The organism is Flavobacterium adiutor, from assembly GCF_048282555.1.
Taxonomy (GTDB): domain Bacteria; phylum Bacteroidota; class Bacteroidia; order Flavobacteriales; family Flavobacteriaceae; genus Flavobacterium.
Window position 1 is genome coordinate 857,956 of sequence record NZ_CP182487.1, and the last position, 23,058, is coordinate 881,013.

The 23,058-nt window shown below is 31.9% G+C and carries 21 protein-coding genes; 18 read left to right on the plus strand and 3 right to left on the minus strand.

Going from position 1 to position 23,058, the window contains the following annotated elements; genetic code table 11:
- The 16 genes from ACNC7R_RS03670 (at nt 1) to ACNC7R_RS03745 (ending at nt 18,207) form a co-directional block, all read left to right on the plus strand.
- Nucleotides 1–1,161: a cytidylyltransferase domain-containing protein gene (locus tag ACNC7R_RS03670; protein WP_417939637.1), complete on the plus strand. Its 1,161-nt coding sequence runs from the start codon at nt 1–3 to the stop codon at nt 1,159–1,161.
- Nucleotides 1,154–2,029, plus strand: coding sequence for an N-acetylneuraminate synthase family protein (locus ACNC7R_RS03675; RefSeq protein ID WP_417939638.1), 876 nt, complete (start codon nt 1,154–1,156; stop codon nt 2,027–2,029). Before ACNC7R_RS03670 ends, ACNC7R_RS03675 begins: the two co-directional genes overlap by 8 nt.
- Nucleotides 2,030–2,033: 4 nt before the next feature.
- Nucleotides 2,034–2,855 carry a polysaccharide pyruvyl transferase family protein gene (locus ACNC7R_RS03680; protein ID WP_417939639.1) on the plus strand — a complete coding sequence of 274 codons (822 nt, stop codon included), beginning with the start codon at nt 2,034–2,036 and terminating at the stop codon, nt 2,853–2,855.
- Between the two features lie 42 nt (nt 2,856–2,897).
- Nucleotides 2,898–4,313 (plus strand): UDP-glycosyltransferase, encoded by a 1,416-nt coding sequence (locus tag ACNC7R_RS03685; protein WP_417939640.1) that lies wholly within the window; start codon nt 2,898–2,900, stop codon nt 4,311–4,313.
- Nucleotides 4,300–5,040, plus strand: a complete 741-nt coding sequence (locus ACNC7R_RS03690; protein WP_417939641.1) for an FkbM family methyltransferase — start codon at nt 4,300–4,302, stop codon at nt 5,038–5,040. Before ACNC7R_RS03685 ends, ACNC7R_RS03690 begins: the two co-directional genes overlap by 14 nt.
- Before the next feature lie 20 nt (nt 5,041–5,060).
- Nucleotides 5,061–6,494, plus strand: coding sequence for an MBOAT family O-acyltransferase (locus ACNC7R_RS03695; RefSeq protein WP_417939642.1), 1,434 nt, complete (start codon nt 5,061–5,063; stop codon nt 6,492–6,494).
- A 71-nt stretch (nt 6,495–6,565) separates the two neighbouring features.
- Nucleotides 6,566–7,444: a hypothetical protein gene (locus ACNC7R_RS03700; protein ID WP_417939643.1), complete on the plus strand. Its 879-nt coding sequence runs from the start codon at nt 6,566–6,568 to the stop codon at nt 7,442–7,444.
- 4 nt (nt 7,445–7,448) lie between these two features.
- Nucleotides 7,449–8,606 (plus strand): glycosyltransferase family 4 protein, encoded by a 1,158-nt coding sequence (locus ACNC7R_RS03705; RefSeq protein ID WP_417939644.1) that lies wholly within the window; start codon nt 7,449–7,451, stop codon nt 8,604–8,606.
- Nucleotides 8,606–10,144, plus strand: coding sequence for a glycosyltransferase family 2 protein (locus tag ACNC7R_RS03710; RefSeq protein ID WP_417939645.1), 1,539 nt, complete (start codon nt 8,606–8,608; stop codon nt 10,142–10,144). The genes ACNC7R_RS03705 and ACNC7R_RS03710 overlap by 1 nt, the downstream gene beginning before the upstream one ends.
- A gap of 90 nt (nt 10,145–10,234) precedes the next feature.
- Nucleotides 10,235–11,113, plus strand: coding sequence for a hypothetical protein (locus tag ACNC7R_RS03715; protein ID WP_417939646.1), 879 nt, complete (start codon nt 10,235–10,237; stop codon nt 11,111–11,113).
- On the plus strand, nt 11,114–12,139 hold the full coding sequence (locus ACNC7R_RS03720) for an exostosin domain-containing protein (protein ID WP_417939647.1): 1,026 nt from the start codon (nt 11,114–11,116) through the stop codon (nt 12,137–12,139).
- Nucleotides 12,136–13,134: a glycosyltransferase family 2 protein gene (locus ACNC7R_RS03725; protein ID WP_417939648.1), complete on the plus strand. Its 999-nt coding sequence runs from the start codon at nt 12,136–12,138 to the stop codon at nt 13,132–13,134. The genes ACNC7R_RS03720 and ACNC7R_RS03725 overlap by 4 nt, the downstream gene beginning before the upstream one ends.
- 83 nt (nt 13,135–13,217) lie before the next feature.
- Nucleotides 13,218–14,336 carry a glycosyltransferase gene (locus ACNC7R_RS03730; RefSeq protein WP_417939649.1) on the plus strand — a complete coding sequence of 373 codons (1,119 nt, stop codon included), beginning with the start codon at nt 13,218–13,220 and terminating at the stop codon, nt 14,334–14,336.
- On the plus strand, nt 14,333–15,409 hold the full coding sequence (locus ACNC7R_RS03735) for a glycosyltransferase (RefSeq protein ID WP_417939650.1): 1,077 nt from the start codon (nt 14,333–14,335) through the stop codon (nt 15,407–15,409). The genes ACNC7R_RS03730 and ACNC7R_RS03735 overlap by 4 nt, the downstream gene beginning before the upstream one ends.
- Entirely contained in the window at nt 15,388–16,755 is a 1,368-nt protein-coding gene (locus ACNC7R_RS03740) for an O-antigen ligase family protein (protein ID WP_417939651.1), read from the plus strand. The genes ACNC7R_RS03735 and ACNC7R_RS03740 overlap by 22 nt, the downstream gene beginning before the upstream one ends.
- Before the next feature lie 57 nt (nt 16,756–16,812).
- A complete protein-coding gene (locus ACNC7R_RS03745) occupies nt 16,813–18,207 on the plus strand; it encodes a sugar transferase (protein WP_417939652.1) in 1,395 nt (464 codons plus the stop codon).
- Nucleotide 18,208: 1 nt separating this feature from the next.
- Here the strand turns inward: ACNC7R_RS03745 and ACNC7R_RS03750 are convergent, their stop codons facing one another.
- Nucleotides 18,209–19,339 carry a DUF4105 domain-containing protein gene (locus tag ACNC7R_RS03750; protein ID WP_417939653.1) on the minus strand — a complete coding sequence of 377 codons (1,131 nt, stop codon included), beginning with the start codon at nt 19,337–19,339 and terminating at the stop codon, nt 18,209–18,211.
- Nucleotides 19,340–19,364: 25 nt separating this feature from the next.
- Nucleotides 19,365–20,348: a PorV/PorQ family protein gene (locus tag ACNC7R_RS03755; protein WP_417943126.1), complete on the minus strand. Its 984-nt coding sequence runs from the start codon at nt 20,346–20,348 to the stop codon at nt 19,365–19,367.
- 273 nt (nt 20,349–20,621) lie between these two features.
- On the opposite strand from ACNC7R_RS03755, the gene ACNC7R_RS03760 reads away from it, so the two are divergent.
- Together ACNC7R_RS03760 and ACNC7R_RS03765 are read left to right on the plus strand one after the other, a co-directional pair.
- Entirely contained in the window at nt 20,622–21,338 is a 717-nt protein-coding gene (locus tag ACNC7R_RS03760) for a CDP-alcohol phosphatidyltransferase family protein (protein WP_417939654.1), read from the plus strand.
- A gap of 9 nt (nt 21,339–21,347) precedes the next feature.
- On the plus strand, nt 21,348–22,199 hold the full coding sequence (locus tag ACNC7R_RS03765) for a glycoside hydrolase family 25 protein (protein WP_417939655.1): 852 nt from the start codon (nt 21,348–21,350) through the stop codon (nt 22,197–22,199).
- 75 nt (nt 22,200–22,274) lie between these two features.
- On the opposite strand, the gene lptB is transcribed toward ACNC7R_RS03765, so the two are convergent.
- Nucleotides 22,275–23,015 carry an LPS export ABC transporter ATP-binding protein gene (gene lptB, locus ACNC7R_RS03770; protein ID WP_012022391.1) on the minus strand — a complete coding sequence of 247 codons (741 nt, stop codon included), beginning with the start codon at nt 23,013–23,015 and terminating at the stop codon, nt 22,275–22,277.
- Between the last annotated feature and the right edge of the window lie 43 nt (nt 23,016–23,058).

A 23,058-nucleotide genomic window follows, 5' to 3' on the forward strand; every position in this document is an offset into this window, starting at 1 on the left:
ATGAAAAAAACCGCCATAATCCCATTACGTAAAAACTCAAAAGGAATTCCAGGAAAGAATAAAAAAAAAATGCTAGGTCGTCCGCTTTTCTCATGGGTTTTAACCGAAGCAATTTTTTCTGAACTTGATGAGGTATATGTTGTTACAGACGATCATGAAATTATAGATTACATTAAAAGAGAATATTTTTGGACTTCAAAAGTGAAGACGTTTTTGCGAAATGATAAAAATGCTACTGATATTGCATCAACAGAAAGTGTTTTGATTGAATTTGCCGGAGCTGTAAAGTATAATTTTGATTTATTATGTTTATTGCAGGCAACATCACCAATGACAACGGCAGAAGATATTAATGCTTGCTTGAATGAAATTCTGCAAAATAAAAAAACTTCAGCATTAACTGTTGTAAATACGCATCGTTTTATCTGGAATGCTGATGGTACTCCTCAAAATTATGATGTTTTCAAAAGACCCCGTCGTCAGGATTTTAATGGTTTGCTGATTGAAAACGGAGCAGTATATGTAACAACCAAAGAAGCATTTCAAACATCGCAAAACAGAGTAAGCGGAAGTATAGGTCTGGTAAAAATGCACGAAGAATCGTTGGTAGAAATCGATAGTTTAACGGATTGGAATATTGTAGAAATCCTGTTGACTGATCGTCAGAAAAGAAAGAAAGTTCATCAGAGGATTGATTATTTGGTACTCGATGTTGACGGAGTTTTTACAGATGGAGGCGTTTATTATAATGCTGATGGTGAAATGGCAAAAAAATTCAACATGCGCGACGGTATGGGATTGGAAATTTTAAGGCAGAATAATGTAGAAGTTATTGTTTTGACATCTGAAAAATCTGATTTAGTTGCACAGCGAATGAAGAAATTACATATAAAACATGTTTTTTTAGGAGTAAAGGATAAATTTTCATTTTTAAAACAATTTCTTTTAGACAGAAACAGTAGTTTTGGTGCCGTTGCTTACGTGGGAGATGATGTAAATGATCTGGCAAACATTTGTAGTGTTGGCTGGTCATTTACACCAGCTGATGCATTAGATTCAGTGAAAGCCAATGCAGATTATATTTTGACTAATATTTCCGGTGATGGAGCAATAAGAGAAACTTGTGAAATTTTATTAAAGTACAATAAACGTTATGAATGATTATAAAAAACCTTATGTTATTGCCGAGATTGGCTGTAATCATAGAGGTGAGATGGAAATAGCTAAGGAATTAATCAAAATTGCTAAAATTTTCGGAAATGCAAATGCAGTTAAATTCCAGAAGCGTAACAATAAAGAGCTTCTTACCGAAGAACAATATTCAGCTCCTCATCCAAATCCAGCAAATTCATACGGGAACACTTATGGTGAACACAGGGAATTTTTGGAATTTAATGTGGAACAACACAAAGAGTTAAAAGAATATTGTGAAGAAATAGGGATTACCTACTCAACTTCAGTTTGGGATCTGACCTCAGCAAAAGAAATAACATCCCTAGACCCAGAGTTTATCAAAATTCCTTCTGCCTGCAACAATAACTTTGAGATGCTGGGGTGGTTATGCGAGAATTATTCTGGAGAAATACATATTTCAACGGGAATGACTACCAAAGATGAAACAGATATTCTGGTAAATTATTTTGCAGGAAAAGGCAGAAATCAAGACTTGGTATTATACAACTGCACATCAGGATACCCTGTTCCGTTTGAAGATGTTTGCTTGCTGGATATCAATTTATTAAAACAAAAATATGGAAGTCAGGTAAAACACATTGGTTTTTCCGGTCATCATTTAGGAATTGCCGTTGATATTGCAGCTTATACGCTTGGAGCACATATAATCGAGAGGCACTATACACTTGACAGAACATGGAAAGGAACAGATCATGCTGCTTCACTTGAACCGATGGGATTGCGAAAATTGTCACGTGATTTACAGGCAGTTTACCACGCTTTAACTTTTAAGTCATCAGATGTGTTGCCAATTGAACAGGTTCAGAGGGATAAGTTGAAAAATAAAAAAGTATAAACTGATGTTTTTTTCAAATAAAATCCGGCTTTTTTGGTGGAATGAAAAAATTATTCAGGGGAAATCCAAAGAAAATTACGGTGATCTGCTTGGAAAATATCTAGTAGAGAAAATATCCGGTAAAAAAGTGGTTTTTGCCTGGCCTAAAAAGTTTTCAGTTCTGGATTGGTTATCTCCAATTTATGTCACGATTGGGAGTATTTTGACAAATGTAAACTATAAATGTATTGTTTGGGGAAGCGGAATTATCAGTAAGGATTCTAAAATTAAAAATGCTGTTTTTCTGGCTGTGAGAGGTCCTCAAACACGAAAATATTTGTTGCGCATGGGCTATGATGTGCCTGAGGTATATGGCGATCCTGCATTGCTGCTCCCAGATTATATTAACCCACAAGTGGATAAAAAATACAAGTATGGTATCGTCCCTCATTACAAGGATTATGAAGTAATTCAAAACTGGTTTCAGAGGCAAAATCATATCAAAATTATTGACATGATGACTAATGACGTAGAGTCCAAAACAATTGAATTTTTGGAATGTGAAAAAATCATCTCCTCTTCATTGCATGGAATCATCATTGCGCATACTTATGGTATTCCGGCTGTATGGCAGAAATTTTCAGATAAAGTTTTTGGTGATGATATCAAATATCAGGATTATTTTGAATCCGTACAACTTGCTTACTACAATCCGGCAGTACAAATAAATGAATTTTCAGAAAATGAACTCGAAGATTTATTTGTGAAATATGCCAATTTGCCTGATAAGGAGGTTCTAAAATTCCTGAAAAAGGGGTTGATGGAAGTTTGTCCCTTTAAGAATTAGTTTAAGAAATGAAATTTGGTTTAACAAATACCATAATTTAATATGAGTAAAAAGGTTTTTGTTTTTTTTCCCGATGGTGTAGGGCTTCGCAATTTTGCTTTTACCAAATTTAAGGAAATAGGTGAAGAAAAAGGATATCAAATCGTTTATTGGAATAATACTGTTTTTTCTTTAAAAGATCAGTTGGGATATGATGAAGTTAAAATCGAAAATCATAAAACTCATTTCTTAACACCTATCTATTCCAGAATAAGAAAACATATCGAACTTAATGTTTCTCAAAAAAAATTCAGTGATAAAGTGTATGAAACCTACAAATTCCCCTTTAGTTATAATGGCTTAAAGAACACTTTACAGACTTTTTACATAAGGCTATCTATTGGTCTCAATTCGTCAGAAAGCGGAATCTTGAGAATCAGAAAACGTATCAATGCACTGGAACGTTCTACTACTAAATATCAATATTGCAAAGCACAATTAGAGAAACATAAACCAGATTTAGTTTTTTGTACCACACAAAGAGCTACACAATCCATTAGTGCATTATTGGCAGCGAAAGATCTTGGTATTCCGGTGGTGGCTTTTGTCTATTCATGGGATAATGTACCCAAAGCGATGCAGGTGGTTGAGCCTGATTTTTATTTTGTGTGGAGTGATTTGATGAAAGAAGAGGTTTTAAAATATTATCCGTTCGTAAAAGAATCACAGGTTTTCGTGACAGGTACTCCTCAATTCGAGCCTCATTACGATACCGGTTTATTTATGAACCGGGAAGACTTTTTTAATCAGCACAAACTGGATATTTCCAAAAGATATATTTGTTTTTCAGGCGATGATGAAACTACTTCTCCTTTAGACCAGTATTATCTTGAAGATCTGGCAAAAGCAGTTCGGAATTTAAATACAAAAGGCGAAAATCTGGGAATTATATATCGTAAATGTCCTGTGGATATTACATCAAGATATGATCCTGTTATAGAAGCCAATAAAGATGTCATTACCGTTATTGATCCTTTATGGAAATCTGTAGGTAAAAACTGGAATGAAATTTTACCGACCAAAGAAGATCTGGCGTTATTGCATAATATTTGTGCCCATTCAGAATTTGTTACAAATGTTTGTTCGTCTACAGTTTTTGATTTTGTGGCACATGAAAAGCCCTGCATTTATTTTAATTATGAACAGCCACAATTAAAAAAAGGAATTCGGGATATTGGACAAAATTATAAATATGTCCATTTTAGAAGTATGCCTAACCAGAATGCAGCTATATTTTGTAAAGATAAACGAGATTTAGAAGATCAGGTTAAACAAATTTTGGATAAAAAGCTGTCGAATGTACCTGACGGTAAAAAATGGTACGAGATTGTTGTTGGAAAAAATCCTGCCGGTGCTTCCGAAAAAATTTGGGAAAATATTGAAGCTATTTTAAGTAAAAAACATAATGAAAAAAATTAGAAAAGCTATTGTTAAAGGATTAGCGAAAATTGGAATCACACCATATGTTTATTACGCTTTTAAGTGGAATGATCCCTTTTTAATAAAAAATAAATTATTTAACAAAGTTGAAAATCAAATAATATTTGATGTTGGGGCTTTTGATGGCAGGAGTATTGAACGCTATAAAAAAGCATTTCCTAAAAGCACAATTTTTTCATTTGAGCCAACTCCAGGGATATATGCTGGACTTCAAAAAAAATATGCAGGGAGGAACGATGTAAAATTATCAAATGCAGCGCTTTCTTCGAACATTGGAGAGGCTTCTTTTTATGTAAATAATTCACTGTTAACGAATTCTTTGCTTGAATCGGCAAAAAGTGAGGATAAGGGGACAAGTATTTATGATACGAATGCGAAAATAATTGTCTCGACAAATACAATTGATAATTATTGTCAGGTTGAAAAAATTGAAAAAATTAATATACTTAAAATAGATGTTCAGGGAGCAGATCTAATGGTGCTAAAAGGTGCCGAAAAAGCTTTAGAGAGTAGAAAGATTGATTTAATCTTTATTGAGGTTGAATTTGTAGAATTATATGATAAGCAACCACTTTTTCATGATATAAGCACTTATCTCCACTCAAAAGGATATTATCTTTATTCCTTATATAATATGAGTATATCACACCAGGGGCAGTTAATATACGGTGATGCAGTGTTTGTAAGTCCGGATATAAAACTATAAAATTGACGATTTAAAAAAATATGTTTTTCAACTCTATAACTTTTGCTGTTTTTCTTCCGATAGTCTTTTTTCTTTATTGGTTTGTTTTTAATAAAAATAAAAGCACGCAAAATACTTTATTAATCGTTGCCAGTTACTATTTCTATTCCTGCTGGGACTGGAGATTCTTATTTTTATTAGTTTTCTCTACATTTCTGGATTATTTTACCGGAGTTCAAATCGAAAAAAGTAACTCCGAAAAAGGAAGAAATTTTTGGTTCTGGCTCAGTATTTCAGTAAACTTAGGGTTTTTAGGAATTTTTAAATACTATAATTTCTTCGCGTCTTCTTTTGCAGAAATGTTCACTTCTTTTGGATTTAAAGTAAGTCCATTTCTGCTAAATGTGATTCTTCCAGTTGGAATTTCATTCTACACTTTTCATGGACTGTCCTATGTAATTGATATCTATTACAAAAGAATTAAAGCAGAATATAATTTTGTAGATTATTCATTGTTTGTAAGTTATTTTCCGCTTCTTGTTGCCGGTCCAATCGAAAGAGCGACGCATTTACTTCCTCAGGTTAAAGTAAAAAGAGAGTTTGATTTTGAAAAAGCAAAAGAGGGAATTTACCAAATCATTTGGGGATTGGTGAAAAAAGTAGTCATTGCCGATACTTGTGCTACTTATGCTAATGCAATTTTTGATCATTATCCTTCAATGAATTCCTTTTCGCTTATTTTGGGCGCAATTTATTTCGCATTTCAGATTTATGGTGACTTTTCAGGCTATTCAGATATTGCATTAGGGGTTTCCAAATTATTTGGATTAGATTTATTGCGTAATTTTAATTATCCTTATTTTTCAAGAGATATTGCTGAGTTCTGGCGCCGCTGGCATATTTCGCTTTCATCTTGGTTTCGCGATTATTTGTATATTCCTCTAGGTGGAAGCAAAGGCGGATTATGGATGAAAATCAGAAATACTTTTATCATTTTTGTGGTAAGTGGTTTCTGGCATGGAGCCAATTGGACATACATTGCTTGGGGTTTTATAAACGCATTTTATTTTTTGCCTTTGCTTTTATCAAACAGCAACAGAGATAATATGGGAGTGATAGAATTAAGATGGGATTTTGATTCTGTAAAAACATTACTAAGTGTTTTTTCTACCTTTTTGATTACTTGTGTCGCTTGGGTGTTCTTTAGGGCAAAAACCATAACGGATGCTGTTTTGTATTTGAAACGGATACTTTTAAACGGTGATTTTAGTTTTCAGTATTTAGCTAATGAACGTTATAATTATGAATTGCTCTTAATGATCGCATTATTTGTTTTGGTGGAATGGAACAATCGTAATAAAACAGAACCCATTTCAGGAAAAAGAAGTTTTCTAAAAGTTGCTTTGGCAATATTTGCAATAATAGCTTTCGGCACCTTTTCAGATTATAAAGAGTTTATATATTTTCAGTTTTAGGATTTATCTTTCTAATTCCTTGTTGGGTGATATGAAGTATAGCGTGTTTAAAAAAATAATGAATTAAAGAGATGAAAAAGTTTTTAGGATTTATTATAAAAATAGGATTTATGACGCTGCTATCAGCAGTACTATTAGATTATTTTTATACTAGTGTTTATTTAGCATCTGATAAACGTAATAAAATTGACTTTGTTTACAATTCTAAAAACAGAAATTATGATGTAGTAATTCTGGGATCATCAAGGGCAAATAATCACTTTGTTAGCACAATGTTTGAACAAAAGGGGCTAAAAACATATAATTACGGAATGAGTGGCGGACATTTGTTTGAAGCATCTTTAATCTTGAAGCTGATGATCGAGCGTAATTATAAAATTAAAACACTGATCTTAGAATCTGATTTGAATCTATCAAACGAACATCAGTCAGAAGGCGTCTCTGCGAAGTATTTACCTTATATACATAGTTCAGAAATTGTGAGAAAGCATTTTGAAAACGAAACAGATTTTAATGAGTTGTATTATATCCCATTTTATCGTTATATTAAGTACGAAACAAAAATTGGAATTAGAGAGATGTTTTTTAGTATGATTCACAAAAAATCAAAATTGTTAGAAGATGGAGGCTACTATTCTTTAGGAAATACAAAAGGCAATATGAAAAATAATATTGTAAATCTTAATCCTTTGCCTCATAACAAATACTATGAAGAAATTAAAAACACTTGCAAAGCAAACAATATTAAATTTATTGCAATAATGACTCCAATGTGTGAAAATGTTGCTGGTATGAATTACTTCGATAAAGTAAAAAAAGCGTATCCCGAAATTCATAATTATGAGAATGTGGTTGTAGAGAATAAATATTTCTCTTCCTGCGGGCATATGAATGATGCTGGCGCAAGGTTATTCACCGCAAGAATTTTAAAAGATTTTTTTAAGAAATGAAAACATGCATATTGCTTTTTTAACTCCTGAATATCCACATGAACTTGTAGAGCATGCTGCTGGAATTGGTACAAGTATTAAAAATCTGGTGGATGTTTTAGTCACAACAGAAGTACAAGTTTCTGTTTTTGTTTATGGACAAAAAGAAGATGCTGTTTTCGAAGAAGATAGCGTGAAAATACACTTGATAAAAAATCAAAACTATAAATTCTTAGGTTGGTTCTTACACCGAAAATATATTCAAAATTACCTTAATAAATACATTGTTTCTGATGCTGTCGATTTAATTGAAGCTCCTGACTGGACAGGAATTACAGCGTTTATGAAACTGAAAGCACCGTTGATAATTCGTTTTCACGGAAGCGACACTTATTTTTGCCATTTAGAAAAACGAAGGCAAAAATTTAAAAATTTTTGGTTTGAAAAATTAGCAATTGGCAAAGCTACAGCATTTATTGCACCTACTTATTTTGCCGGCGAATTGTCAAAAAAACTTTTTCAGATTAGAAATAAAACAGTAAAAACAATTCATTCAGGATTGAAACTGATTGATTTTCAAAATACTAATCCATTGGTCTATCAGAATGGGCTGATTTTATACATAGGGACTATTATTCGAAAAAAAGGAGTGCTGGAATTGCCTTTTATTTTTAAGAAAGTCAGGTCTGAGTTTCCAGACGCAAAGATGGTTTTAATTGGGAGTGATTCTTATGATGTTCAGACAAATTCTAAATCAACCTGGGAGCTTTTGAAACAAGAATTAGATAGCGGAGATTTGGATGCTGTTTCTTATTTGGGCAAAATACCTTATCAGCAAGTTCAGGAATATATTAAAAAAGCTCATGTTTGTGTTTTTCCTACTTTTGCGGAAACTTTCGGTATGGTAACAATTGAATCTATGGCATTGCAGAAACCCGTTGTTAATAGTAATATAGGCTGGGCTCAGGAATTGATTGTTGATGAAGAAAGTGGTTTTTTGGTTCATCCTTCAAATCATAATCTGTATTCAGACCGAATTGTTGAGTTGTTAAAAAATAAAGATCTTACAAATGATATGGGCAAGAAAGCAAGATTAAGAGTAGAGGATAATTTTGACATGGAAAAACAGGTAAAATTAAATATGGAATTTTATTCTAAGATTATAACAACAAATCAGAGATAATGATTATAATCTATCATCACAACAATAAACTAATTAGTGTAATAAAAGATGGTATAGAAATACCATTTGAAAGCCCAAATATATCCAAGACCTTATTCATACTTGCTGAGAAATTTTCATCTGAATGGTTGGTTTGGTGTCATATTGAATTAAAAGAATATTTGAATACCGCATCTTTTGAAAAAATATTTCACCATAATAAAATTATGGCATCTTTTAATGTCAATAAATTTAAAGATTATTTACCTGAATCGATTGGTTATATTGAAGAATCGGTGTTCCTTAAAATCAACAGAAGGGTATCTTATCCAACCTGGCTTATGAGTAGCGATGCAGGTGGGATACATGCTTCAGTATTATCAAAATTCATCAACAAAGTTAATGTAAATCAAAATTTTAATTACTTTTTAAATAGTGTGGCAAAGAATGGCTGTCTAAAAGGCTTATTATGTTACTCCGAACCTAAACTTATTTTAGATAATGAGGTAACTATTCCAGTTCAGCAAGCTAGTAGCTTTGATTTATTTAAGTTTGTGAAGCAGCATTATCGTACTCGTTGGACATTTATATTATTTCTTAATTTTTTATTTTTTGAAAAAAGGTTAATGTTCATGCCATTATTACTTTCTTTAAGATTTAAAAACTTAAAAAAGATTGGTATTGATTTATCAGAAATCTTGGTTCAGTCAAAGCTGAAAGTGATAGATAAAAAAACAATTGACGTCATCATTCCTACCATTGGAAGAAAAGAATATTTATATGATGTTTTAAAAGATTTGGCAAAACAAACGCATTTACCACAAAATGTTATCATTATTGAGCAGAACCCAGTTGAAGAAAGTGTTAGTGAGTTGGATTATTTATGGAAAGAAGAATGGCCTTTTATAATTAAACATACATTTACACATCAGTCAGGAGCATGTAATGCAAGGAATTTAGCGTTACGCCAGGTTACAAGCGAATGGGTTTTCTTAAATGATGATGATAATGGATTTGATTCAAATTTATTAAATGATATTTTTTGTAAAATTGAACAATACGGAGTATTTGCTGCAACTACTTCGTACATTCAAAAGAATGAAAAACTTGTTTTTAAAACAATTCATCAATCAGGTATATTTGGCTCAGGAAATAGTTTTGTCAAATCAAGCTGTTTAAAAAATGTTTCATTTTCAATGGCTTTGGAATTTGGTTATGGAGAAGATTCGGATTTTGGTTTACAGTTGCGTCATGAAGGTTTTGATATTATTTATTTTCCCGAACCAGCTATTATACACTTAAAAGCACCTTTTGGAGGATTTAGGATTAAACCAAAATTTGAATGGGATAACGAAATAAATCAACCAAAACCGTCTCCAACAATTATGTATGTTAAACAAAAATACATGACCCAAGAACAAATTAAAGGTTATAAATTCATACTTTTCTTTAAAGTTATGAAAAAAGAGCCTTTTTCTAAATGGAGAGGTATATACAAATCACTTAATTTGAAATGGGGTGTGAGTTTGAAGTGGAGTAAGCAATTAGAAAATCTCTAACAGCATGAGGGTTAACTTGTGAGAGCAATTAAAAAAAAAATAGCTGAAGTTTATAAGTATTTAATTTTATATAAGTACTATATAAAAAAAATGAGCTTTTCAGATAAACCAGAGAGAAAAAAAATTGTTGTTTGTTTTGATGGCAAGGTACCTCATGGCGGATTAGTAGACAGATTAAAAGGAATTATTTCTTTTTATGAAATATCCAAAATTTTAGGTTTTGAGTTTAAAATTTTATTTAACCATCCATTTAAACTGACAGATTTTTTAGAACCTAATGCTGTTAATTGGAATATAAAAGAGGAGGAGTTAAAATATTCTTTGTTCTCATCTCGAATTTTATATTTGATGAATAATTTTAATGCCAATCCCTTGGAATTAATCAGAAAGTCTAAAGCAAAAATATTTTTCGTATATGCAAACGTTGATTATTTGTCTGTGCTGTATCCTCACAAAAACAAAGAAGAATTGGAAGAGATTTGGAGAAATAATTATAACGCTTTATTTAAAACTTCGGTTTACCTGAATAATAAACTTATGTTGAATACTATTGAATCCCGAATAGTTTTTCATACTCGTTTTACAACGTTAATGGGAGATTTTGCAGATACAACAAAATTAGTGTTGAATGAAAATGAAAAAAAACTGTTGATTGGCAAAGTTGTAAATTGTATTGATAATGAAGCAAAACTATACGCTGATGGGGTTATCTATATAGTATCTGATAGTGAATATTTTTTACAACATATAAAACAAAATACGGTTTATAAAACCTTAAATGGTTTGCCAAAACATTTAGAAAATAACAATAGAAATAGTGATTATCATGCTAAAACATTTATTGATTTTTATTTTATAGCTCAAAGTGATAATGTTGTTTTAATACAAACAGATAAGATGTATAATAGTGCTTTTTCTAAATATGCTTCTATTTTAGGGAATAAACCATTTAAAAAGATAACAGATTAAATGCTGAAAATATATACAGATAGTAATTTTTTAAAAGCTGATAACAGGAAAAAAATCTTTCCGCTTTTATTTGACATGGTGTATTTGCCTAATGAGAAAACCAATTCTGGTTTTGTTTTGGCAGATTCGCTTTCTGAAGCTGATATTGCAGTGTTTCCGGTTGATATTGTTTCTTTTTTAAAAGCTGATAAAGATAATTTCCTGCAAACCTGGATTGAAAACGTATCAGAATATCAAATTCCAATCTGGGTATATGCGGCAGGTGATTTAGGTTTAAGTTTAAAAAAATCAAATGTTTTTACTTTTAGGTTTGGAGGTTTTAATTCAAAATTAGACTCTTCTACCTTTGTTATGCCTTGTTTTGTAAGTGATCCATATAAGAATATTTTAAAAAATGATTTTCTAACACTTTCAAAAGGAGAAAAACCAACGATTGGTTTTGTTGGAAATGCAAATGGATCGTTTTTAAAAAGGAGTAAAGAATTTGCATTACACATTAAAAGAAACCTTGTTAATTTGTGCTCTGGAAACAGGGAAGATTATCATTCTTTTTTTCCTGCGCCAAGGAGGAGATATTTATTATTAAATAGAATGGCAAAAGAAGAGAAAATACAGAGTAATTTCATTCTTAGAAATAAATATAGGGCAGGAGCACGAAATACAAATGCTTCAAAAGAACAAACAACACTGGAGTTCTTTGAAAACATCCAGAATAATCTATACACATTTTGTCTTCGAGGCAACGGAAATTTTTCAGTTCGGTTTTATGAAACTTTAATAATGGGAAGAATTCCTGTTTTGGTTGATACTGATGTAAGGCTGCCTTTGGCCGATGAAATTGATTGGAAAAGTCACTGTTTAATAGTTTCAGAAAAATTAATCGTTGAAGATTTAATAACTTTTCATGCTTCAAAAACAGATTTTGAACTTCAGGAGATGCAGAGAAATAATAGAAAACTAATATTAGAAAAATTAAACAGAATAGATTATTTTATCCATTTAAGCAGCAAAATTAAGTTCAAATGACATTTTCATTAATCATATGCACCTATATGCGTTTAAAGCCACTGCTTTCTTTATTGGAGTCGGTTGAAAAACAGAGCCTGTATCCTGATGAAATTTTAGTTATTGATGGATCATCAGATACTAAAACAGAATTAATGCTAAAAGAGAAAAGATTCAGCAAATTACGCTATTTTGCTGTTCCTCCAGAAAACAGAGGTTTGACAAAACAAAGGAATTATGGCATTGAACGAGTGTCTGATAATGCAGAAATAGTTTGTTTTTTAGATGATGACACCATTTTGGAGACAGGCTATTTTGAAGAATTAATCAAAACGTTTAAATCGGACTCAAATATATCTGGGGTAGGAGGAGTGGCTATCAATGAAAACAAATGGAAACCAATAGAACAGGGCAAAAAGTATAACTCAAAAAAGTATTATTTTTTTGATGGGTTTGTTTATAAAGAGGGACAACGTAATGTGGTACGTAATTATTTAGGATTACAATCTAATCTGGGGCCTGGTAAAATGCCAAATTACTCACATGGACGTACTTGTGGTTTCCCTTTAAATAACAAAATCCATGAAGTAGATTTGTTAATTGGAATGTCCATGGCTTTTAGAAAAGATGTAGTGGATCAAATTCAGTTTTCATCTTATTTTGAAGGTTATGGTTTGTATGAGGATGCTGATTTTAGTATTAGAGCCTTGCAATTCGGGAAGAATGTAATCAATTCAAATGTGCAGTTAAGACATTTCCACAATCCTTCCGGACGCCCTAAGCATTTTAAGTATGGAAAAATGGTAGTAAGAAACGGATGGTATGTTTGGCGGGTAAAAAATCCAAATCCTACACTTATTGATAGTTATAAATGGCATTCTATAATCATTTTGCTGATGTTGATTAGATTTACAAATAGCATTAAAGGCAGTGATAGAAAAGCAGCTTTATCAGAAGTATTAGGAAGGATGGCTGGATGGTGGAGTTTACTTTTTAATAAACCCAAATGGAATTAAAATTAATTCAGAATGGCACCAAAATGAAATTATAAATAGAATCTTTTTGGCTATCATAAAAAAAATAATTTAGTTAAAAACTAATGAAATTTACAATTATCACTCATGTCAATCATATAGAGAAACAGAGCCAATATTTTGGTTATGCTCCCTATGTTCGCGAGATGAATGTCTGGTCAAAATATATTGATGAATTAATTATTGTCGCACCTCTTATTCAGGTGAGTAATACAGAAATTGATAGTGCTTACAATCATAGAAAAATTAAGTTTTTGAAGATTGAAAACATTAATTTACTGGGCTTCAAATCGATTTGCAATGCAATTGTAAAAATACCTAAAATAGGCTGGCAAATTTTCAAGGCAATGAAAGAAGGTGATCATATACATTTACGCTGCCCAGGGAATATAGGCTTATTGGGATGTTTTGTCCAGATTTTATTTCCCGATAAACCCAAAACCGCAAAATATGCAGGTAATTGGGATCCGAAATCAAAACAGCCGTGGAGTTATCGCCTGCAAAAATGGATACTAAATAATACGTTTTTAACACAAAATATGCAGGTCTTGGTTTATGGTGAATGGGACGGAAGCACAAGGAATATAAAACCATTTTTTACGGCTACCTATTCAGAACAGGAAAAATTTCCAATTAAGACCTTGAATTTAAAAGAAAAAATACATTTTGTTTTTGTAGGAACATTGTCATCAGGGAAAAATCCTTTATATGCGATACAATTAGTTGAGATATTATTTAGAAAAGGGCATAATGTGATTTTGGAATTGTACGGAGAAGGATCAGAACGGAAAATAGTAGAGGATTACCTTGCATCTAATGGATTACAAGAAATTATTGTATTGCATGGAAATCAAAATAAGGAAATAGTAAAAAAGGCTTACCAAAACAGTCATTTTGTGATTTTGCCTTCAAAAAGTGAAGGCTGGCCAAAAGCTATTGCTGAAGGAATGTTTTGGGGTTGTGTGCCAATTTCGACAAAGGTTTCTTGTGTTCCTTTTATGTTAGATAATGAAAATAGAGGACTTTTGCTTGAAATGGAACTTGATAAAGATGTAGCAAAAATTGAAAATATCATTAATAATGAAAGCGATTTTATAATTAAAAGTAAACTGGCAAGCCAATGGTCAAAGCAATTCACCCTTGAGGTTTTCGAAGATGAGATTAAAAAACTTATAGTAAAATGAGAATTATCCAAATTATAGATTCACTTGATGCTGGCGGAGCTGAGCGCATGGCTGTAAATTATGCAAACGTTTTAGCGGATGAAATTCAGTTTTCAGGCTTAGTTTCGACCCGCAAAGAAGGTATTCTAAAGGAGGAAATAAATCCGAATGTATCTTATTTGTTTTTAGAGAAAAAAAAACAGCTTGATTTTAAGGCACTTTTCCTATTACGATCTTTTGTTGTGAAACATAAAGTTTCTTATATTCATGCTCACAGCACTTCTTTTTTCTTAGCTTTTTTATTAAAAATAACACTACCTTCTGTTAAGTTGATTTGGCATCTTCATTATGGAGGTATTAAGTTTATGCCTACAAGAAAATTATTAGTTTTAAGACTCGTTCTCCCATTTTTTAATAATATTATAGCAGTAAATCAAAAGTTAAAGGAGTGGACTGAAAAAGAAATGCGTGCTAAAAATGTTATTTATTTACCGAATTTTCCTTCAAATGTCAATCAGGATTCTGGAAATACTGTTTTAAAAGGAATTCAGGGAAAACGGATTGTATCTCTGGCAAATCTTAGGGAAGATAAGGATCATTTCTTATTATTGGAAGTGGCAAAAAAAGTCAGGAACTCTCATCCAGAATGGACATTCCATTTAATCGGGAAAGATTTTGAAGATGACTATTCGAAAGAAATAAAGAAAAAAATCTCTGATTTTAATCTAGGAGATAATGTTTTCATATATGGCTCCAGACAAGACATCGCTGCAATATTAGCACAAGCTGATATTGCTGTTTTAACATCAAAATCTGAAGGTCTCCCGGTGGCACTTTTAGAATATGGATGGTATAAAAAAGCTGTTGTTGTAACCTGGGTAGGTGAAGTACCCATGATTGTTCAACATGGAAAAAACGGTTTTATAGTTGATTCCAATCAACCTGATTTGTTTTATAAATCATTGAAAGAATTAATTAATAATGAAATTTTGAGAATTCATTTTGGAAATATGCTTTATCAAGTCATTCAGGCTGATTTTACAGCTGATAAAGTAATGAATAAATATTTAAAATGGCTAAGTCAGTTAAAATGAAAAGAGATGCTCTATCTTACATTTATTTATTGCTAATTCATGCCCTTATTGGCATATTATTATACGTTTTGCCTATTGTTTCGACTGTACTAACTGTTTTTCTTTTTGCATTTGGATTTTATTATATTTCAAAAAATAGAAACCGAAATAATGAAGCACTCGTTATGTCGGCATATGTGGTAAGTATTGAGGTGCTTTTAAGAATGACAGGAGGAGGTATCTTTAATGAATTTGGTAAATATACGATCATAATCTATATGTTTTTAGGAATGCTTTATTCAGGAATTTCAAGAAATAGTCTGATATATTGGTTCTTTTTGCTATTATTGATTCCGTCGATTATTCTGTCATTTATTTCACTTAGCTTTGAAACGAATATCCGAAAAGCTATTGCTTTTAACATATCAGGTCCAGTTTGTTTAGGGATTTCTGCAATCTATTGTTACAAACGTGAAATAACATTTGATCGTTTAAAGGGAGTCATTACAGCATTTTGTCTGCCTCTTATTTCTGTAGTGATTTACTTGTTTTTATATACTCCAAGTGTTAAGGATGTAGTTACAGGTACACAATCTAATTTTGAAACATCTGGCGGATTTGGACCCAATCAGGTTTCTACTGTTTTGGGTTTGGGGATTTTTGTTTTTTTTGTGCAACTACTCCTAAATTCCAAAAGTAAATTACTACAATTAATAAATGCAAGCTTTATTTTAATTTTTGCTTTTCGTGGAATCGTTACTTTTTCCAGAGGGGGTGTAATAACGGCAGTGGTAATGATTTTTTTATTTATAATAGTATTGTTCTTTCTGGCTAATTCTAATATAAAACCCAAGATAGGATTAATAATAATATTTTCATTTTTAGCTGGAATGGGTGTGTGGGGGTACAGTTCGCTGCAAACCAGTGGTTTGATTAATAAACGTTATGCTAATAAGGATGCTTTGGGAAGGGAAAAGAAAAGTCAACTGACTGGCAGGGAAACGCTTATGGAATCTGAACTTAAAATGTTTTTAGAAAACCCTTTTTTAGGAGTCGGAGTGGGAAGAAACAAAGAAATCAGGGCAAAAAAAACCGGAATTGTAGCGGCATCACACAATGAACTTACCAGAATGCTGGCAGAACATGGTTCACTTGGTTTGCTTGGGTTATTAATTTTACTTTTAACGCCTCTAATTTTATTTTTGAATAACCGTCAAAATATATTAGCATTACCTTTTTTGGCTTTTTGGCTTTTAACTATTAATCATGCAGCTATGCGTCTTGCAGCTCCGGCTTTTGTATATGCATTATCACTTCTTTTAGTTCAGGTTAAAATTCCTGAAAAAGCAGAAAATTCGGTCGATTAAATTTTATTTTTTATAATACATTTGCTCCAAATTAAAAAGCTTGTAAATCAAATGAATATGCAAACGAATAAAAGAATGCATTTTGAAATTTCAGAAAGAAAGGTACTCCTTAGGCTTGTTGATATAGTTTTTGTTTTGTTTGCTCTCTATTTAATGGATAAGCTTTTTTATTATCCATATTTCAATCTGGATGGGTCAAATTATAAAAGACCAATTCTGTATATTGTTTATCTGAGTGTTTTCGGTGCAATCTTTGAGATGTATAATCTTCAAATAGCCAGCAACCAGTTTCAGGTTCTCAAAAGCGTCATCTTAACGGTAACAACAGCCACTTTAGTATATTTGTTTACGCCTATTTTGTCGCCTGAACTTCCAAAAAAGCGTTTGGTGATTCTTATTTTTTATTTTACGATTCTGGGGGCTTTATTGCTTTGGCGATTTTTTTATGTTTTCTTTTTAGCGACTCATCGGTTTTCGCAAAACGTAATTTTAATTTGTAATAAACACCAGGTAGATGAACTTGTTTTAGGATTAGAAAACGTAGATCCGCATTATAAAATTATTGGATTTGTAAATTCAGATATTTTAGTTGATCAGGATTTCTCCACAAGCTATATAAAAGAAATTGAAAAGGATGATCTACTGGCTTTTGTGAATAAAAATAATATCTCCGAAATTATTATAGCTTCACAAAAAACGGAGGGTATCACAGCAGATCTTTACCAGCATTTACTTCATTTGCTGGAATCAGGAAATATCATTAGGGAATATACCCAGGTTTATGAAAGCAAAACACAACGGATCCCGGTTCAGTATATTGCGAGGGATTTTTATCGTTTTTTCCCCTTTAGCCGTAGTAATAATAATAAGCTTTACTTATTGTTAGTAAGTTTTATTGAATTTGTTTTTTCCTTAACAGGCTTATTTCTTTGCACTTTTTTTATACCATTGATTTTTATTGCGAATATATTTTGGAATAAAGGATCCTTGTTTTATACACAGGAACGTGTAGGTAAAAACGGAAGAATATTCCAAATTTATAAGTTCAGGACAATGGTTGAAAATTCGGAAAGCGATGGAGCTGTTTTTGCAAAATCAAATGATAAAAGAATTACGCCATTCGGTAAATTTATGCGCAAAACCAGAATTGATGAATTTCCGCAATTTATAAATGTTTTAAAAGGAGATATGGCTATTATCGGTCCAAGACCTGAAAGACCCTTTTTTGTTAAGGAAATTGCTGAGATAATGCCATTTTATGAAACCCGTCATGTAATTAAACCAGGACTTACCGGCTGGGCCCAAGTAAATTATTCATATGGGGAGTCTATAGAAGAAAGCCTGATTAAACTTCAATATGATTTATACTATATTAAGCATCGAAGTGTCTTTCTCGATTTGAGTATTACTTTTAAAACAATAACAACGGTTTTGTTTTACAGAGGGCAATAAACTAGATTATTATGGGTATTCTTTTTTTATTTCTTATGGCTACTCTTGCCAAAACAACCCCACTTGTGATAATCAATGGCAGAACAATAAAAAAGTGAGCTTTGTTAATTATAAAAAGCGCATAAATAAGTAATACGACTAAATGAAATACAGCAAATTTATAAGTCCATCTCTTGTTGTTAATCGCTGAAAAAACAATTAGCAGCAATAATAACGGGCTAAATAAAAGAACATTATAGTTCATAGCCAATTCATGATGGAAAGAATAAAATCCCATCGAAACAAAAAAGATGCCCATTAAGGATAAAATAAATAAATAGATTTTATCAATAAATCTTTTGTTAATTAGAATAACAAAACCTAGCAAAATAATATAGCTGTAAATATTATTCCACCAGGAAACTGGTGTTTCTTTTTTAAAACGTAAGAGTGTTTTACTTGTACTCACAAAAGCATGATCTTGAAAAGTTGTTTTTTCTAAACTTTTTTTTAATTCAAATGGCAGGAAAATTTTAGTACCTGACTGATCTACTTTAGTTCCAAATATGATGCTCGTTCCTAGTTTCTCGTAAAAATGGCCATCAAAGTAAGGGAACAAGATGCTTCTGTACGTTTTTTCAGTATCTCCTTTTTTTGTAATTACCTCTTTATTTAATGTTTTATTGATGATATCTACTACCATAGAAGTGCAGTTTTTATCAATAAACTTATAAGTATAATAACGATCTTCCGAAAGCAGGGTAGTGTTTAAATTATCAAAAAGTTTTTGTTTTGCCTCTTGTGGGATAAGCAGTTCTTGTTCATAAATGCTTCTTTTCTCATCATTATATTCGTTTATAAAATCGGCGAAAGAATGCGCAATTACAAAATATTGTAAATCACCTTTTGCAAATTTAGCGACAAAATTAGGAGTCCTAAAATCAAAAGCACCATAATTATATACAGCATCAATATTGTTTGCAGGATCAGTAACGCGTATAGCAGTATGTCCAAAAAAAGAATACGATTCGTTGCCAAGACCACAAGTTAATACACTTACATGTGCTTCTTTTGATAAGGGTAAACTTTGTCCAAAACTAAAATTGAACATCAGTAATAACAATATTATTTTTTGAAATGTAAAACCTCTCATGGCTGGATTTTTTTAATAATAAATCTTATCTGAAGATTCCTAAATCTACTTTAAGTGAAAAAATATTAGAGTAAAGAGCTGTACTTTGATTTCCTAAATCAGTCAGTGCATAATCAACCTGAATTCCTTTATATTTAAAACCAAGTCCGATATTAGGCTGAAAATTTAATTTTTCGGAATTGTCTAATTGCGTGACATTTTGAAAATTTCCTGCTCCTGCTCTTAAAAAAACGAGTTCTGTGTAGCCAAATTCAAATCCAACTGCGGGATCAATACTTACAATATTCGATGAAATGATATCGTTGGTTTGTTCAAAACGCATATTTAAATTTGTGGCAACCAAAAGACTTGTGTCATTATGAAATTCAAACTTTTTTGAAACGCCTAATTGTGCTTTTGGCAATGTAATTTCAGTACTTTCTGGTAATTCCTGATTTTCACCGGGAATAGCATCTGAGATTTTTTTGTATTCTTCTTCGTCAATATTCCAAACATTGTAAGTAGTCGTAATATCCCGCAACATCAATCCGAATTTCCAGTCGTTTCTTTCAAACTGAAGACCAAAATCAAATCCAAACCCCCAGGAATTGGCAAATTTTCCAATTACACGTCTGATTATTTTGGCATTTACACCGTACTCAAATCCTTCAATTGGTAATTTTCTGGCATATGAAAATGTAAAACCATAATCAGCAGTAGAGAACAAACTTATACGGTTGTAATCTATATTTCCCTGATTGTCGATTAATTGCGTAGTGTCCATAATGTCATCTACTCCAAACCGAATCATCGAGATTCCCCAGGCGCTCCTGTCATCAATCGGGCTTGCATATCCGATATAATCATATTGCGCAATGTTTGCAAAGTAATTGGCATGCATTAACGAAATTTGATGGTCTTCGAGATTTGTCAGTCCAGCAGGATTCCAATACACAGAATTGACATCATTTGTTGAAGCTACGACAGCACTTGACATTGCCAGGGCAGCGGCATCAACACCAATATTCATAAACTCATTCGAATATTTCCGAACCGTTTGTGCATAATGTGAAGTGCAATTCCAAAACAATAAAAATACTAAGATTTTTTTCAACGTATTTATTTTTTCAAACCTAAGCTTGTTTAAATTTTTACCAAAAATATAATTTTTTACTGAGCTTATTTCTTCCTTTTGATAAATAATACAAAAGTCATCTGTCAGAAGAAAAAACTCTATTAAAAACGCTTATAAGAATCACTTATTATGCTAAATTTGCTCCTCAATCTTCAAAAAATATAAAAGATGAACATTAAAAAGCACATTCCTAATTTAATTACACTAATTAATCTCTTCTGTGGCTGTATTGCCGTAGTTTTTGTCTCTCAACAAAATTTTGAAATGGCTTTTTATATGGTTTGTCTGGGTATATTTTTTGACTTTTTTGATGGATTTTTTGCAAGATTGTTTAAAGTATCCAGCCCATTGGGATTACAATTGGATTCTTTGGCAGATATGGTAACAAGTGGAGTAGTACCAGGATATGTTATGTACAGCTTGTTTGTTAAAAGTGCTAATCCGAATGATATAATCGCTTCAGCTTTTATTCCGTTTTTAGGATTTATCGTTACTTTGGGTTCTTGTTACCGATTAGCTAATTTTAATATTGATACTCGCCAGACAGATTCTTTTATTGGCTTGCCAACGCCTGCAAATGCACTTTTTATTTTGAGTCTGCCTTTGGTAATAGACTATTCAGATTCTTTCATGTTATTCGAAGTCTTAACGAATCATTGGGTTTTGCTGGCTATTGTGCTGTGTAGTGCTTATGTTTTGAATGCTGAAATCCCACTTTTTGCTTTGAAGATTAAAAAGTTTACTTTCAAAGACAATGTGCTGCAAGTTATATTTTTAACTATTTCTCTTGTGTTACTTTTCCTGCTTCAATTTTGTGCACTTCCTGTAATCATCATTTTTTATGTATTGTTATCAGTCATAAATAATAAATTTTTGAAAAAGTAGTTTACCCGGATGTCCAGAAAAACCACTTATCGTAAAACGACTTCCAGAAAAACTGGCAGATCCGTTTTTAGCAAGATATTACGTTTTATTTCTTTCTCCGTTTTCGCAATACTTTTTGTTGCAGTAATCTATCATTATCGAAGAGGATTAGCCTATTATTTAGGTTTTAAAAGCAACAAAATGTCTGAAAAAGAGGTTGAAGATAAGCGTTTATCAGATATTCGTAATTTTCAGGTGCTGGCAAAGCATGAAGGTAAATCAATTGGTTTGGATGTATCCGAATATCAGGGCAAAATAAGCTGGTCCTATGTTGATACCTTAGAACAAAAGTATCCGCTTGATTTTGTTTTTATAAGAGCTACTGTTGGAAAAGACAGAAAAGATTTTCAGTTTAAACGAAATTGGATTGGAGCCAAAAAGAATAAAATGATTAGAGGAGCTTATCATTATTACAGGCCAAATGAAAACTCTATTGAGCAGGCCAATCTATTTATTGAGACAGTAAAGCTGGAAAAAGGAGATTTGCCTCCGGTTCTGGATATCGAAAAATTACCAAAAAGCCAATCCTTGGATAGTTTGAAAAAAGGATTGAAACGCTGGCTTTTAAAAGTAGAAAATCATTATAAAGTTCGTCCAATAATTTATACCGGAGAGCGATACTATTCAGATTTTTTGAAAGATGAATTTGGGGAATATCTGTTTTGGATTGCCAATTATAATTTCTATAGAGAAAAAATTGAAGATGACTGGCTGTTCTGGCAGTTCACAGAAAAAGCCACCGTACCCGGAATTGATCGTACTGTAGATATAAATATTTATAACGGAGATTTACAACAATTGCAGTTTATTACAGTTGATTAGTTTTTTCTTTTTATAAAATGTAAATAAATGTGAGAAGTGAAATGTCTGTTTTTTTACTTCTCACATTTTACTTTTTTAAAACTCCAGTTTCTTTTTACGTAATTCAAAATTTTGTCCAAGATAAACACGGCGTACCATTTCGTCTTCAACCAATTCTTCCGGAACTCCTGCTTTCAGGATTCCTCCTTCAAACATTAGATAGGTTTTGTCAGTAATTGCGAGGGTTTCCTGAACGTTGTGATCCGTAATTAAAATTCCGATATTTTTATTTTTTAGCTGTGCTACAATTCGCTGAATATCTTCTACAGCAACCGGGTCAACTCCTGCGAAAGGCTCATCTAATAAAATAAATTTTGGATCTGTGGCCAGTGCACGTGCAATTTCGGTACGACGACGTTCTCCTCCGGAAAGTAAATCGCCCCGGTTAGTTCGAATATGTTCTAAACTGAATTCTTCAATTAAACTTTCCATCTTAGCAATCTGAGCTTCTTTGGAAAGTTTTGTTAATTGTAAAACACTCAGTATGTTGTCTTCAATACTTAGCTTTCTAAAAACAGATGCCTCCTGCGCCAGATAACCAATTCCCTGCTGTGCACGTTTGTACATCGGATAATCAGTAATATTTAAATCATCTAAGTAAATATTTCCCTGATTTGGTTTTACCAATCCTACAATCATGTAAAAAGAGGTGGTTTTTCCAGCACCATTTGGTCCTAAAAGCCCAACAATTTCTCCCTGATTTACTTCAACAGAAATTCCTTTTACAACACTTCTTCCTTTATAGGTTTTGATTAAATTATCGGCTCTTAGCTTCATTTTTTTCAATTAGATAATATGGCAATTAGATAATGAGATAATT